Genomic DNA, 13,523 nt, shown 5'->3' with positions numbered 1-13,523 from the left:
CACATTGAGCACAGCAGATCCCACCGTCTCTCCGGCCCGCCAGGGGACCGTACTCGTCACTGGCGGTACCGGGTTCGTCGGCAGTCACTCCGTCGTCCGGCTGGTAAGTGAGGGATATCGGACCAGGGTGACGGTCCGCGAGCCCGGGCAGCGGGCCGACGTAGTGGCCGCGCTCCGGCAGGCCGAGGTCGACCCGGCCGGTCGGCTGGAGTTCGCCGTGGCGGACCTCGCCACCGACCACGGCTGGCAGGACGCCATGGAGGGGGTCAGCCACGTACTGCACCACGCGTCACCCTTTCCGGCCACTCCGCCCGAGACAGAGGACGAGATAGTCCTTCCCGCGCGCGACGGAGCCCTGCGTGTCATCTCCGCCGCCCGAACCGCCGGCGTACCGCGGGTCGTGATGACGTCCTCGTACGCGGCGGTCGGCTACACCCTCAAGCCCGACGATCACTACTCGGAGGCCGACTGGACCGACCCGGACACCGAGGGTCTGCCCGCCTACCACAAGTCGAAGGTGCTGGCCGAGCGTGCGGCCTGGGACTACGTCCGTGCCCACGGAGACATCGAGCTGACCGTCATCAACCCCACCGGCATCTTCGGCCCCCAGCTGGGCGACCGGCCGTCCGCCTCGGTCGGCCTGGTCAGGCGCATGCTCGCCGGGCAGATGCCGGTGGTGCCGATCATGTACTTCGGCGTCGTCGACGTGCGCGACGTCGTGGATCTGCACCTGCGCGCCATGGTGCACCCGAAGGCCGCGGGCGAGCGCTTCCTCGCGGTGGGCGGACCATCGGTGAGCCTGTTCGGCATGGCGCAGATCCTGCGCGAGCACTTTCCCTCGGCCGCCGGCCTCCTGCCCTCCGCCGAGCTCACGGCCGAGCAGGTGCGGGAAGCGGCGAAGACCACGCCCGCCCTGCGGGACGCCGCGGCCCTGCAAGGCCGGATCCCTGTGATCAGCAACGAGAAGGCCCGCTCCGTACTGGGCTGGGAGCCCCGGGACATCCGCGAGACGATCGTGGCAACCGCGTACAGCCAGCTCCGGCAGGGCCTCGACCTGCCGGACGGACGCTGACTCTCAGGTCGCGACGACCCGCTCGAAACTTTCGGTTCGCTCAAGAGGTCTGTGACGCCACAAGCTAGGAAGGCGGGCCCCTTCGGTCAAGGGCTGTCGCCGATCTGTCCGCAAAGAGTTCCTTCCTGGCTGCGATGGGCGTGCGTGCTACCTGCGAATCGACAGGCGTCTGGAGTAATTGGCTCCCTTGACTCCGGATTTGGCTGGCCGGAGAGGTGTGTCGAAAGTTTCGATACTCAAACAGAAATTTTTGCGACGCACGAGGATTGACGAGTCACCGTCAAGCCCCCAATCATCGGGATGCGACGCCGTCTGACGGCCTTCCGCCCGTACCGATCGAGACCTTCCCGGGCTCCATGACCGCGGTGCCCGGTGATCCCGTCATTCCCGCTTGGAGGCACAGCCATGGGCTTATACGCCCTTCCCGGACCCGTTGTCCGGCGGAAAACCCGCGTTCTGCTGTTGGCATTGCTGGCCGGCGTCCTGGGTGTGGCAGCCGCGCTGGTCGCGCCGGCGCCCGCCCGGGCCGCCGAAAGCACGCTCGGTGCGGCGGCGGCGCAGAGCGGCCGCTACTTCGGTGTCGCCGTCGCCGCGAACAGGCTGAGCGACTCGACGTACGCGACGATCGCGGCACGTGAGTTCAACTCGGTGACGGCCGAGAACGAGATGAAGATCGACGCCACCGAACCGCAGCGGGGCCAGTTCAACTTCAGCGGCGCCGACCGCGTCTACAACTGGGCGGTGCAGAACGGCAAGGAGGTGCGCGGCCACACCCTGGCCTGGCACTCCCAGCAGCCCGGCTGGATGCAGAGCCTCAGCGGCAGCGCGCTGCGCCAGGCGATGATCGACCACATCAACGGCGTCATGAACCACTACAAGGGCAAGATCGCGCAGTGGGACGTCGTGAACGAGGCCTTCGCGGACGGGAGTTCGGGGGCGCGACGCGACTCCAACCTGCAGCGCACCGGCAACGACTGGATCGAGGCCGCCTTCCGCGCCGCGCGCGCCGCCGACCCGTCCGCCAAGCTCTGCTACAACGACTACAACGTCGAGAACTGGACGTGGGCGAAGACCCAGGCCATGTACTCCATGGTGCGGGACTTCAAGCAGCGCGGCGTGCCGATCGACTGCGTCGGCTTCCAGTCGCACTTCAACAGCGGCAGCCCCTACAACAGCAACTTCCGCACCACCCTGCAGAACTTCGCCGCGCTAGGCGTCGACGTGGCCGTCACCGAACTCGACATCCAGGGTGCCTCCGCGTCGACCTACGCCAACGTGGTCAACGACTGCCTGGCCGTCCCGCGCTGCCTCGGTGTCACCGTCTGGGGTGTGCGCGACAGCGACTCCTGGCGGGCGGACCAGACGCCGCTGCTGTTCAACAACGACGGCAGCAAGAAGGCCGCCTACACCGCCGTCCTCGACGCGCTCAACGGCGGCTCCACCACACCGCCCGCCGACGGCGGAACGATCAGGGGCGTCGCTTCGGGCCGTTGCCTCGACGTGCCCAACAGCGGCACCGCCGACGGCACCCAGGTCCAGCTGTGGGACTGCCACAGCGGCACCAACCAGCAGTGGACGTACACCGCCGCCGGTGAACTCAGGGGCTACGGCGACAAGTGCCTGGACGCCGCCGGCACCGGTAACGGTGCCAAGGTGCAGATCTACAGCTGCTGGGGCGGTGACAACCAGAGGTGGCGCCTCAACTCCGACGGATCGGTCGTCGGCGTCCAGTCCGGCCTCTGCCTCGACGCCGCCGGCACGGGGAACGGCACCCTCGTCCAGCTCTATTCCTGCTCATCCGGCACCAACCAACGCTGGTCCCGGACCTGACCGGGCCCGCACGGGGAGATCGCTGAGGGCCGCGAGGGTCGCCGCAGCCAGGGCGGCGACCCTCGTGGTCACACGCGTGACGCGTCCGGCGTGCGGTCAGGGGAGCGACCAGGTACGCAGAGACAGTGGACGACGACGCGAGCGATCCCTTCGTGCATGTCCGGGGAGCCGGTGAGAACAATCTGCGGAACATCGATGTCGACGTTCCCCGGGACGCGATGGTCGCCTTCACCGGTGTCTCCGGTTCGGGCAAGTCCTCGCTCGCTTTCGGCACGCTCTACGCGGAGGCCCAGCGACGCTACTTCGAATCCGTGGCACCGTACGCCCGACGGCTGCTGCAGCAGGTCGGCGCGCCGCACGTGCGGGAGATCACCGGACTGCCACCGGCCGTGGCGCTGCAGCAGCGGCGCGGGTCACCCAGCTCGCGGTCCACGGTCGGCACCCTCACCACGCTGTCCAATCTGCTGCGCATGCTGTACTCCCGCGCCGGAACCTATCCGCCCGGGGCCGCACGGCTGGAAGCCGAGTCGTTCTCACCGAACACCGCGGCCGGCGCCTGCCCGGAATGCCACGGGCTCGGCGTCGTCCACGACGTCGCCGAGGACCTGCTCGTCCCGGACCCCGCGCTGAGCATCCGCGAGGGGGCGATCGCCGCCTGGCCGGGCGCCTGGCAGGGCGCCAATCTGCGCAGCGTCGTGAGCGGCCTGGGGATCGACATCGACCGGCCCTGGCGCAGGCTCAGGAAGAAGGACCGCGACTGGCTGCTGTACACGGACGAGCAGCCCTCCGTGTACATCGAGCCGGAGGAGGGCCGCGTCGACTACGGCTACCGGGGCAAGTTCTGGAGTGCCCGCAAACACGTCATGCACGTCCTCGCCGACTCCAGGAGCGAGCGGATGCGTGAACGCGCGCTCCGGTTCGTCAGGAGTGTGCCCTGCCCTTCCTGCCACGGCAGCGGACTGCGGCCCGAGGCGCTCGCCGTGACCTTCGCCGGACGTTCCATCGCCGAGATCAACGCGTTGCCGCTCACCGAGGCCGTGGAGCTGCTGCGGCCGGTCGCGGGGCGGTCCGAGTCCGACGCCACCACACCGACCGCCCGATCCGGGGAGACGACCGAGGTCGCCGTCCGGATCTGCGGCGATCTCGTCGCGCGGATCGACGTCCTGCTCGACCTAGGCCTCGGATATCTCAGCCTCGCGCGCCGCTCGACGACGCTGTCACCGGGCGAGGCGCAGCGCCTGCGGATCGCCACCCAGCTGCGCTCGGGGCTGTTCGGCGTCGTCTACGTCCTCGACGAACCCTCCGCGGGTCTGCATCCGGCCGACGCGGAACCGCTCCTGGCCGTGCTGGACCGCCTCAAGGCGGCGGGCAACTCGCTGTTCGTCGTGGAGCACGACATGGACGTCGTACGACGGGCGGACTGGGTGGTCGACATCGGCCCCGGTGCGGGCGAGGGCGGCGGACGCGTTCTGTACAGCGGTCCGGTCGCCGGGCTCGAGCAGGTGGGGGAGTCGGCCACGGGCCGGTACCTGTTCGGTCGTGCCCGGCCGATCGAGCACCGCCCGCGCACTCCGCACGGCTGGCTGCACCTGAGCGGCGTCTCCCGACACAATCTGCACGGCGTGTCCGTCGACGTACCGCTCTGCGTGCTGACCGCGGTGACGGGCGTGTCGGGCTCCGGAAAGTCGACGCTGGTGACGCAGGTGCTCGGCGAGGTCGTCCGCGGCCACCTCGGTCTCGTGCCCGAGGATCCCGACGAGGCGCGGCTGGAGGTCGACGTCCAGGACGCGTCGGGGGTGGAGTCGTTCGACCGGCTGGTCCGGGTCGACCAACGGCCCATCGGCCGGACCCCCCGGTCCAACCTGGCCACGTACACCGGGCTGTTCGACGCGGTGCGCAAGCTGTACGCGGCGACGGACGAGGCCAGGGCGCGCGGCTACTCGGCCGGGCGGTTCTCGTTCAACGTGCCCGAGGGGCGGTGCGAGACCTGTCAGGGCGAAGGCTTCGTCGCGGTGGAACTGCTCTTCCTGCCCGGTACCTACGCCCCGTGCCCGACCTGCGAAGGCGCCCGGTACAACGCCGAGACGCTGGAGGTCACCCATCGCGGCAAGAGCATCGCCGACGTGCTGTCGCTGTCCGTCGACGACGCCGCCGAGTTCCTGGCCGCAGTACCGGCCGCCTCCCGCAGTCTGGAGACGTTGCGCGAGGTGGGACTGGGGTACCTGCGGCTGGGCCAGCCCGCGACGGAACTCAGCGGCGGTGAGGCGCAGCGCATCAAACTGGCCACCGAACTGCAGCGGGCCCGCCGCGGGCACGCGCTGTACCTGCTCGACGAGCCCACGGCGGGGCTGCACCCCTCGGACATCGCCCTGCTGCTGCGACAGCTGCACCGGCTCGTCGACGCCGGCAACACCGTCGTCCTCGTCGAGCACGACCTGGCCGCGATCGCCACGGCCGACTGGGTCATCGACCTCGGCCCGGGCGGCGGCGACGCGGGCGGACGGGTCGTCGCGGCGGGTCCGCCGGCCAAGGTGGCGAGGGCCCGCCGCAGCGCCACCGCGCCCTATCTCGCGGCCCGGCTCGCGCGCTCCTGATGAGATGACGCGATCCCGTTCGCGAATCCCCCGAGCCGTTCCCGTCCGAGGCCATTTCCCCGGTGCAGGGCGGCCAGCACTACGGCCACGACCCGGCCCGCGTCGCGGTCGGCGCCGGCACGGCGGGCCTGCAGGTGGCACCGACGTCCCAGGAGGCGCTCGCCGCGTACCGGCCGGTCTTCGAGGCCAACCGCGCCTTCGCCGAGCAGAGCGGCCTGCCGGTCGTCTTCGAGACCCTGGAGGACTTCGCCGAACGCAGCTCCGCACTGATCGGCAGCCCCCAGCAGGTCATCGACAAGGTGCACCGCTACCACGACCGGTTCGGACACACCGTCCTGCACGTCCAGGCGGACGCCGGCGGACTGACGGCCTCCCGGCACCGGGCCTCGCTGGAGCTGTTCCAGGCCCAGGTCGCCCCCGTACTGCCCCGCGACATCCCGGACCCCCCGTTCGCCTGGGAACCCGTGCTCCCCTTCCCCGCCCCCACCCAGGAGACCACCCGTGTCTGACCTTCCCCTCGGCGTCCTCGACCTCGTCCCGATCTCCTCCGGGTCGACGGCGGCCGCCGCCCTGCGCAACTCCATCGACCTCGCCCGGGAGGCCGAGCGGCTCGGCTACGCCCGATACTGGTTCGCGGAGCACCACCTCAACCCGGGGGTGGCGGGCACCTCCCCGGCCGTCGTCCTCGCCCTGACCGCCGCCGCGACCTCCACGATCCGGCTCGGCTCCGGCGCCGTACAGCTCGGCCACCGCACCGCGCTGTCCACGGTCGAGGAGTTCGGCCTGATCGACGCCCTGCACCCGGGCCGCCTCGACCTGGGCCTCGGCCGCTCGGGCGGCCGCCCTCCGGCTGAGAAGGCCCCGGCGCCGACAGCCCCCCCGGTGGCCGACGGCCGCACACCGGGCGGTCTGCTCATCCCACCCCCCTTCTCCTTCGCACACCTGCTCGGCTCGCCCCGCGTGTCGTTGCAGCGCAAACTCCTCATGCTTCCCGGCGCCGAGTCCCAGGACTACGCCGAGCAGATCGACGACATCCTTGCCCTGCTCGCCGGCTCATACCGCTCCCCGGAGGGCGTCGAGGCACACGTCGTGCCCGGCGAGGGCGCCGACGTGCACGTGTGGATCCTGGGCAGCAGCGGCGGACAGAGCGCCGAGGCGGCGGGCGCCCGAGGGCTGCGCTTCGCGGCGAACTACCACGTCAGCCCCGCCACGGTCCTGGAAGCGGTGGACGGCTACCGGTCCTTCTTCCGGCCCTCCGAGTTCCTCGACAAGCCCTACGTCACCGTCTCCGCCGACGTCGTCGTCGCCGAGGACGACACGACCGCCCGTGAACTCGCCACCGGCTACGGCCTGTGGGTCCGCAGCATCCGCACCGCCGAGGGCGCCATCGAGTTCCCGACACCCGGGGAAGCGCGCGCCCACGTGTGGAGTGACGAGGACCGGGCGCTCGTGCGGGACCGCGTCGACACGCAGTTCGTCGGCTCACCGGCGCACGTGGCCGACCGGCTGGAACAACTCCAGGAAGCCACGGGCGCGGACGAGTTGCTCATCACGACGATCACTCACGATCACGCCGACCGGGTCCGCTCCTACCGACTGCTCGCCGAGGAATGGCGCCGACGCCACTGAGGTCACCGCTGCCAGGGCCGGGCCGGAGCGTGACCGGCAGGGGCTCCGTGGTCAGGCGTCGGCCAGTAGGCCGGGGACCGAGGCGAGAGTGGCCGGGAGGCGCTCGCTCGGGATCCCGCCGCCCTGAGCCAGGTCGGGAGAGCCGCCGCCTCTGCCGTCGAGCAGTCGCTTCACCAGGGCAGAGGCGTCCCGCCCCGTGCTCCGGGCCGCGCCGTTCACCGCGGCCACCAGCGTCGCCCGATCGCCGGCCGGGGTGCCGACGACCACCACCCCGGGACGGTCGGCGGGCAGGCGGTCCCGCACTGCGACGGCGAGGGTCCGGGCGTCGCCGCCGTCCGTGGTGGCGGTGACGACCAGGGTGCCGTCGACGTCGGTGGCGCCGGTGGCGAGGTCGTTCGCGCGGGCCCGGGTGGTCTGCTCCCGGAGGCGCTGGTTCTCGCGGTCGGCCGACTTGAGCCGGTCGAGCAACCCGGCGATCCGGTCGGGGAGTTCGGCGCGGGGTGCCTGGAGCTGTTCGGCGATGCGGGCGACCAGGTCGCGTTCGCGGGCCAGGTAGCCGAAGCCCTCGACGCCGACCGCGGCCTCCAGGCGCCGCATGCCCGCGCCCACCGACGACTCGGCGGTGAGGGCGACCGTGCCGATCTGCGAGGCGTGTGCGACATGGGTACCGCCGCACAGCTCCCTCGACCAGGCGCCGCCGATCTCCACGACGCGGACCTTCTCGCCGTACGTCTCGTCGAACAGGGCGAGCGCGCCCAGCTCCTTCGCCTCGGGCAGCGTCATCCAGCGCACGTCGACCGGGAGGTCGCGGCGCAGGGCCTGGTTGACGGCCTCCTCGATCTCGCTCCGTGCCGCGGGGGAGAGGGCACCGCGCCAGGGGAAGTCCAGGCGGAGGTGGCCCGGACGGTTGTACGAGCCCGACTGGAGGGCGTTCGGGCCGAGGACCTGACGCAGGGCGGCGTGCAGGACGTGGGTGCCGGAGTGGGCCTGGCGGGCGCCGAGCCGCCACTCCGGGTCGACGGCGGCGTGCACCCGGTCCCCGGTGGCCAGTTCACCGGAGAGGATCCGGACCTGGTGGACGACCAGACCGGGCAGCGGGCGCTGCACGTCCAGGACCTCCGCCTCCACCGAGGCGCCCGAGAGACGGCCGGCGTCGCTGTCCTGACCGCCGGACTCGGCGTAGAACGGAGTGCGGTCCAGCACGACGGTGGCGATGTCGCCCTCACGGACGGCGGGCGCCGGGCCCGTGGCGCCCATGATCGCCAGCACCCGGGAGTCGGTCGTCAGGGTGTCCCAGGCGCGCCAGTCGGTCGGGCCGTGCTCGTCCAGCACCGGGCGCAGGACGGTGAGGTCGGTGCCGCCGGACTTGCGGGCCCGGGCGTCGGCCCTGGCCCGTTCGCGCTGCTCGCGCATGAGCGCGGTGAAGCCCTCGCGCTCGACCCGCACGCCCTGTTCGGCGGCCATCTCCAGGGTGAGGTCGATGGGGAAGCCGTAGGTGTCGTGCAGGAGGAACGCCTGCGCGCCGGGCAGTGCCCGCCCGCCCTCGGCCTTCACCTTGGCCACCGCCGTGTCCAGTACGGTCGTGCCCTGCCGAAGGGTGGCCCGGAACGCCTCCTCCTCGCTCGCGGCCCGGTCGGCGATGCGGTCGTACGCCTCCGCCACCTCGGGGTAGCTGGGCGCCATACAGTCCCGCGCCGTCGCCAGCAGGTCCAGGAGCACCGGCTCGGGGTGCCCCAGTTGGCGCATGGAGCGCACGGCGCGGCGCAGGATGCGGCGCAGGACGTAGCCGCGGCCCTCGTTGCCCGGGCTGGTGCCGTCGGCGAGCAGCATCAGGGCGGTGCGGACGTGGTCGGCGACCACGCGCAGCCGTACGTCGGCCTCCGCGTCGGCGCCGTAGCGCACCTCGGCCAGGGCGGCGGCCCGGTCCAGGACCGGGCGGGTCTCGTCGATCTCGTAGAGGTTGTCGACACCCTGGAGGAGGGTGGCCATGCGCTCCAGGCCCATGCCGGTGTCGATGTTGCGGCGGGGCAGCTCGCCGAGGATCGGGTAGCCGGACTTGCCGGGCCCCTCGCCGCGCTCGTACTGCATGAAGACCAGGTTCCAGAACTCCATGTAGCGGTCCTCGTCGACCGCCGGACCGCCTTCCCGGCCGAGTGCCGGGCCGCGGTCGTAGTACAGCTCGGAGCAGGGACCGCAGGGGCCGGGCACGCCCATGGACCAGAAGTTGTCCTCGTCGCCGCGGGCCACGATCCGTTCGTCGGGCAGCCCGGCGATGCGTCGCCACAGGCCCCGGGACTCGTCGTCGCTGTGGTGGACGGTGACCCAGACGCGGTCCGGGTCGAGACCGTAGCCGCCGGCCTCCACCGATGCCGTCGACAGCTCCCAGGCGAAGGCGATGGCCTCCTCCTTGAAGTAGTCGCCCAGGGAGAAGTTGCCGTTCATCTGGAAGAACGAGCCGTGCCGGGTGGTGCGGCCCACTTCCTCGATGTCCAGGGTGCGCACGCACTTCTGCACGCTGGTCGCCCGGGGCCAGGGCGCCGGGACCTCGCCGGTCAGGTACGGCTTGAAGGGGACCATGCCGGCGTTGACGAAGAGCAGGGTCGGGTCGGGCGTCGGCAGCGGGGCGCTGGGGACGACGGTGTGGCCGCGCTCGGCGAAGAAGTCGAGGAAGCGGCGGCGGATCTCGGCGGTACGCAAGGCAGGGCTCCGGACTTACAGGGGGCGGGGGGCTAGGGACCGGGCGGGGTGGCGCGGGCCGAGGAAGACGACGACGCCCTCGCCGTCGGGGGAGGGATGGGTCGCCTGCGTCCAGCCCCGGCGGCGGTAGAAGGCGACGGCCCGCGCGTTCCGGACGGAGGTCAGCAGCCAGGCGCGGCCGTCGGGCGCGTACGCGGTCACCGCTTCCAGGAGGTCCCCGGCGAGACCGGTGCCGCGGGCGGCGGCGCGGACGGCCAGTTCGTCGATCTCCAGAGCCCCGCACAGCCAGTCCGCGGTGCGTGTGGGACCGAGGCCGGCGGCGGCCTGGGGGTAGCAGCGGCCGGTGGGGAAGGGCGCCGGGGTGGTCCACGCGGTGGCGAAGCCGACGACGACTCCGTCACGCACGGCGGTCGCCGCCGTGAAGTCGGCCCGCTCGACGTTCACCGGCAGCCGGGACGCGAACTCAGCGGCCCGCTTCTCGTCCTCGTTCCAGGGCGGCGCACAGAAGGCGTCGACGTACACCGAGCGCAGCGCGTCGGTGTGCGCGAGCAGTCCGGCGCCGGTGTGGACACGAATGCCGGTGGTCATGAGGCGGTCCTCACCTTCCGCGGCGACAGGGTGCGCAGTGGAGTGCCCCAGCGGCTGCCCGGGTCGGACCGGCGCGGCCCCCGCTCCGTCACAGGACGAATCGGTGCCCAGTGCCACCACGGACCTCACCGCCACCCCTTCCTGCTCCGTATAAGTTATTGCACATAGTGTGCAATAAGAGTCCCGACGATGTACACCTGAACGGTTCCCGAGCAGGTGGCGGACCCGGAACGCGGAGGCCGGTGATTCAGACGCAGCCGGCGCACAGGCCGTAGACCAGGAGCGAACCGGACGGCCCGGAGCCGCGCGCCGGCACCCGCACCCCGGCCCGCGAAGCCATGACCGCGGCGGTGCGCGGCCCGGCCGTGGCCGTCGCCGTGGTGACGGAGACGCCGGCGCATCCGGGACGACCCGCCCGACGCGTGCCGGTGTACAGTCAGTAACGCCCCTGACCTGCAAAAAGCGGCGGGGAGCCGTCTTCCGGGAGTTCAACATGCTGCGCACCATGTTCAAGTCCAAGATCCACCGCGCCACCGTCACCCAGGCCGACCTGCACTACGTGGGATCCGTGACCATCGACGCCGACCTGCTGGACGCCGCCGATCTGCTGCCCGGGGAGTTGGTGCACATCGTCGACGTCACCAACGGGGCCCGGCTGGAGACCTACGTCATCGAGGGGGAGCGGGGGTCCGGGGTGGTGGGGATCAACGGGGCCGCGGCGCATCTCGTGCACCCCGGTGACCTCGTGATCGTCATCAGCTATGCCCAGGTGACCGACGCCGAGGCGCGGGCGCTGCGGCCCCGGGTCGTGCACGTCGACGCCGGCAACCGTATCGTCGCCCTGGGCGCCGACGCGTCCGAGCCGGTGCCCGGTTCGGACCAGGAGCGCAGCCCGCAGGCCGTGTCGGCCTGACCCAGCGATCCAGGGGACGAGGAGCGTGGCCGTGAGCGACATCGAGATCCGTGACGACCGGGCGGCGGGCAGGCTGGCGGCCGTCGAGGCCGGCGAGGTCGTCGGACGGATCGAGTACTTCGTCCTGGACGCTCCCGAGCGTGCCCTCGTCCCCGTCCACACCATCGTCGAGCCGGCCCACGAGGGCCGCGGTATCGCGGGCTCGCTCGCCCGCGATCTGTACACCCGCGCGCAGCGCGAGGGCGTCACCGTGGCCCCGCTGTGCCCGTACGTCGTCAAGTGGGCCGAGCGCCACCCCGACGAGGCGCCCGCCGCCGATCCGGAACTGCTGCGCGCGGCCAAGGAATGGCTCGTGGCGCACCCCGGCCGGTTCTGACCCGGCGGGCACCCGTGCTGGCGCTGCTGCACACCTCACCCGTCCACGTCCCGGTCTTCGACGCCCTGCGCGACGCGGCGCACCCGGGACTGGAGCTGCGCCACCACGTCCACGCCGAGCTGCTGGAACGGGCCTGGCGCGAGGGCCCCGAGGCGGTGACGGAGGCCGTCGGCGACGTACTGCGGCGGGCCGTGGCGCAGGGCGCGCGAGCCGTGCTGTGCACCTGCTCGACCATCGGCGCCGTCGCCGAGAGCGCGGCGGCCGGGGTGCCGGTGCTGCGGGTCGACCGTCCCATGGCCGCCGCCGCGGTGGCCGCCGGTCCACGCGTCGTCGTCCTCGCCGCCCTGCGGAGCACGCTCACGCCGACCGCGGCCCTGGTCGAGGAGGAGGCCGGGCGCGCCGGACGTCCCCTGCTGCTGCGGACCCGGCTGGTCGAGGGGGCCTGGGACCGGTTCGAGGCCGGGGACACCGAGGGCTACCTGCGGCTGGTGGCCGAGGCCGCCGAAGCCGTCACCGCCGACGACACCGACGTGATCGTGCTGGCCCAGGCGTCCATGGCGCCCGCCAGGGAAGTGGCCCGTACTCCCGTTCCGGTGCTGGCCAGCCCCGCCCTTGGACTGGCCGCCGGGGCCGCGGCGGCGCGTCTCGGCCACCTGGACCCGGCGGGTTCATGCGGGGGAGTGAGTGCGGAGGCGGGCGTCGGGTAGGCGGGGGACAAGGCCAGAGCCGACGTCGACCGATTGGCCGGAGGACAGCGCCATGACGAACCCGTATCCGGATCCCGTACCACCGGGGCCCACTCCGGGACCCGCACCAGGTCCGGACCCGGAGCCCCCGCAGCCGCACCCCGACCCCGTGCCGCCACCGAGCCCGGGGCCGGGACCGACCCCGCCGCCTCCGCCCCCGGGGCCCGGCCCCGAGCCGACACCGCAGCCGCCGGGGCCCGGACCGCAGCCGACGCCCCAGCCGCCGGGGCCTCCGGAGCCGTCGCCGTCACCGATCCCGCCGGGACCGGAGCCGGTACCGAGCCCCGAACCGGGACCGCCGCTCACCTGAGGGCGGCGGGCCGGCCAAGGCGGCAAAGGCCGCTCTCGTGAGGGCGGTCGGGCCATTTGGGCCGGTGGATCTGCCGCAGCACGGCCGTCCACCGGCCCTTCCGCCGTACCGCGCCGCCGCCTTCGGACGGCCGTCCACCGGCCCCTCCGCCGTACCGCGCCGCCGCCCTCCGAGGGCTGCCGGGCCCGCCTCGGCGCGCCGCCGAGTTTCGGCCGCGGCCGTCCGTCCCTACGCCGTGACCTCCGAGCGATCCCCGCCCCACAGCGTGTGGAACGCGCCGTCCCGGTCCGTCCTCCGGTATGTGTGCGCGCCGAAGAAGTCCCGCTGCCCCTGCGTCAGCGCCGCTGGCAGCCGCTTGGCGCGCAGGGCGTCGTAGTAGGAGAGGGCGGCGGCGAAGCCCGGCGTCGGCACGCCCTGGCGGGTCGCGGCGACCAGGACCTCGCGCCAGTCGTCCTGGGCGTCGGCGATCTCCCGCGCGAACGTCTCGTCCGACAGCAGGCTCGGCAGGTCCGGCCGGGCGTCGTACGCGGCGCGGATGCGGTCCAGGAAGGCCGCGCGGATGATGCAGCCGCCGCGCCAGATCGCGGAGACCGCGCCCAGGTCGATGTCCCAGCCGTACTCCTCGCTGCCCGCCGCGATCTCGTGGAAGCCCTGCGTGTACGACACGATCTTCGACGCGTACAGCGCCTGCTCGACGCGGTCGGCGAAGGCGGCCGCCTCCGACTCGCCGAGCGCCGACGCCTTCGGCCCCGCCAGCCCCCGCGAGGC

General features: G+C 72.7%; 10 protein-coding genes and 1 pseudogene. 8 read left to right on the top strand and 3 right to left on the bottom strand.

Annotated elements, in window-relative coordinates:
* Positions 1–4 precede the first annotated feature (4 nt).
* The 5 genes and pseudogenes from IE108_RS34020 to IE108_RS34000 all read left to right on the top strand — a co-directional run bounded on the left by IE108_RS34020 (position 5) and on the right by IE108_RS34000 (position 7,125).
* Positions 5–1,072, top strand: a complete 1,068-nt coding sequence (locus IE108_RS34020) for an SDR family oxidoreductase (protein WP_064730943.1) — start codon at positions 5–7, stop codon at positions 1,070–1,072.
* Positions 1,073–1,477: 405 nt separating this feature from the next.
* Positions 1,478–2,902: an endo-1,4-beta-xylanase gene (locus tag IE108_RS34015; RefSeq protein ID WP_064730944.1), complete on the top strand. Its 1,425-nt coding sequence runs from the start codon at positions 1,478–1,480 to the stop codon at positions 2,900–2,902.
* Positions 2,903–3,027: 125 nt separating this feature from the next.
* Positions 3,028–5,496 (top strand): excinuclease ABC subunit UvrA, encoded by a 2,469-nt coding sequence (uvrA, locus tag IE108_RS34010; protein ID WP_064730945.1) that lies wholly within the window; start codon positions 3,028–3,030, stop codon positions 5,494–5,496.
* A gap of 74 nt (positions 5,497–5,570) precedes the next feature.
* Positions 5,571–6,005 (top strand): annotated as a pseudogene (locus IE108_RS34005) (LLM class flavin-dependent oxidoreductase); the annotation flags it as partial.
* Entirely contained in the window at positions 5,998–7,125 is a 1,128-nt protein-coding gene (locus IE108_RS34000) for an LLM class flavin-dependent oxidoreductase (protein WP_064730946.1), read from the top strand. The pseudogene IE108_RS34005 and the gene IE108_RS34000, both read left to right, overlap by 8 nt.
* A gap of 51 nt (positions 7,126–7,176) precedes the next feature.
* Here the strand turns inward: IE108_RS34000 and alaS are convergent, their stop codons facing one another.
* Together alaS and IE108_RS33990 are read right to left on the bottom strand one after the other, a co-directional pair.
* Positions 7,177–9,822 (bottom strand): alanine--tRNA ligase, encoded by a 2,646-nt coding sequence (alaS, locus tag IE108_RS33995; RefSeq protein ID WP_064730947.1) that lies wholly within the window; start codon positions 9,820–9,822, stop codon positions 7,177–7,179.
* Positions 9,823–9,837: 15 nt separating this feature from the next.
* Positions 9,838–10,410 (bottom strand): GNAT family N-acetyltransferase, encoded by a 573-nt coding sequence (locus IE108_RS33990; RefSeq protein WP_064730948.1) that lies wholly within the window; start codon positions 10,408–10,410, stop codon positions 9,838–9,840.
* A gap of 493 nt (positions 10,411–10,903) precedes the next feature.
* Here IE108_RS33990 and panD point away from each other — a divergent pair, with 493 nt between their 5' ends.
* Genes panD through IE108_RS33975 form a run of 3 tightly spaced genes read left to right on the top strand, consistent with a single transcriptional unit; the run spans position 10,904 to position 12,406 of the window.
* Positions 10,904–11,323: an aspartate 1-decarboxylase gene (gene panD, locus IE108_RS33985; RefSeq protein WP_064730949.1), complete on the top strand. Its 420-nt coding sequence runs from the start codon at positions 10,904–10,906 to the stop codon at positions 11,321–11,323.
* Between the two features lie 31 nt (positions 11,324–11,354).
* A complete protein-coding gene (locus tag IE108_RS33980; RefSeq protein WP_064730950.1) occupies positions 11,355–11,699 on the top strand; it encodes a GNAT family N-acetyltransferase in 345 nt (114 codons plus the stop codon).
* A gap of 14 nt (positions 11,700–11,713) precedes the next feature.
* Positions 11,714–12,406 carry an aspartate/glutamate racemase family protein gene (locus IE108_RS33975; protein ID WP_064730951.1) on the top strand — a complete coding sequence of 231 codons (693 nt, stop codon included), beginning with the start codon at positions 11,714–11,716 and terminating at the stop codon, positions 12,404–12,406.
* 577 nt (positions 12,407–12,983) lie between these two features.
* On the opposite strand, the gene IE108_RS33970 is transcribed toward IE108_RS33975, so the two are convergent.
* Positions 12,984–13,523, bottom strand: a 540-nt coding sequence (locus IE108_RS33970; RefSeq protein WP_506410414.1) for an NADP(+)-dependent, decarboxylating phosphogluconate dehydrogenase, incomplete at its 5' end; no start/stop codon positions are given.

Source organism: Streptomyces parvulus (genome assembly GCF_014648855.1).
GTDB classification, from domain to species: Bacteria; Actinomycetota; Actinomycetes; order Streptomycetales; family Streptomycetaceae; genus Streptomyces; species Streptomyces parvulus.
The sequence above is the reverse complement of the archived record's forward strand: the minus strand, read 5'-3'. Positions and strand labels throughout refer to the sequence as shown.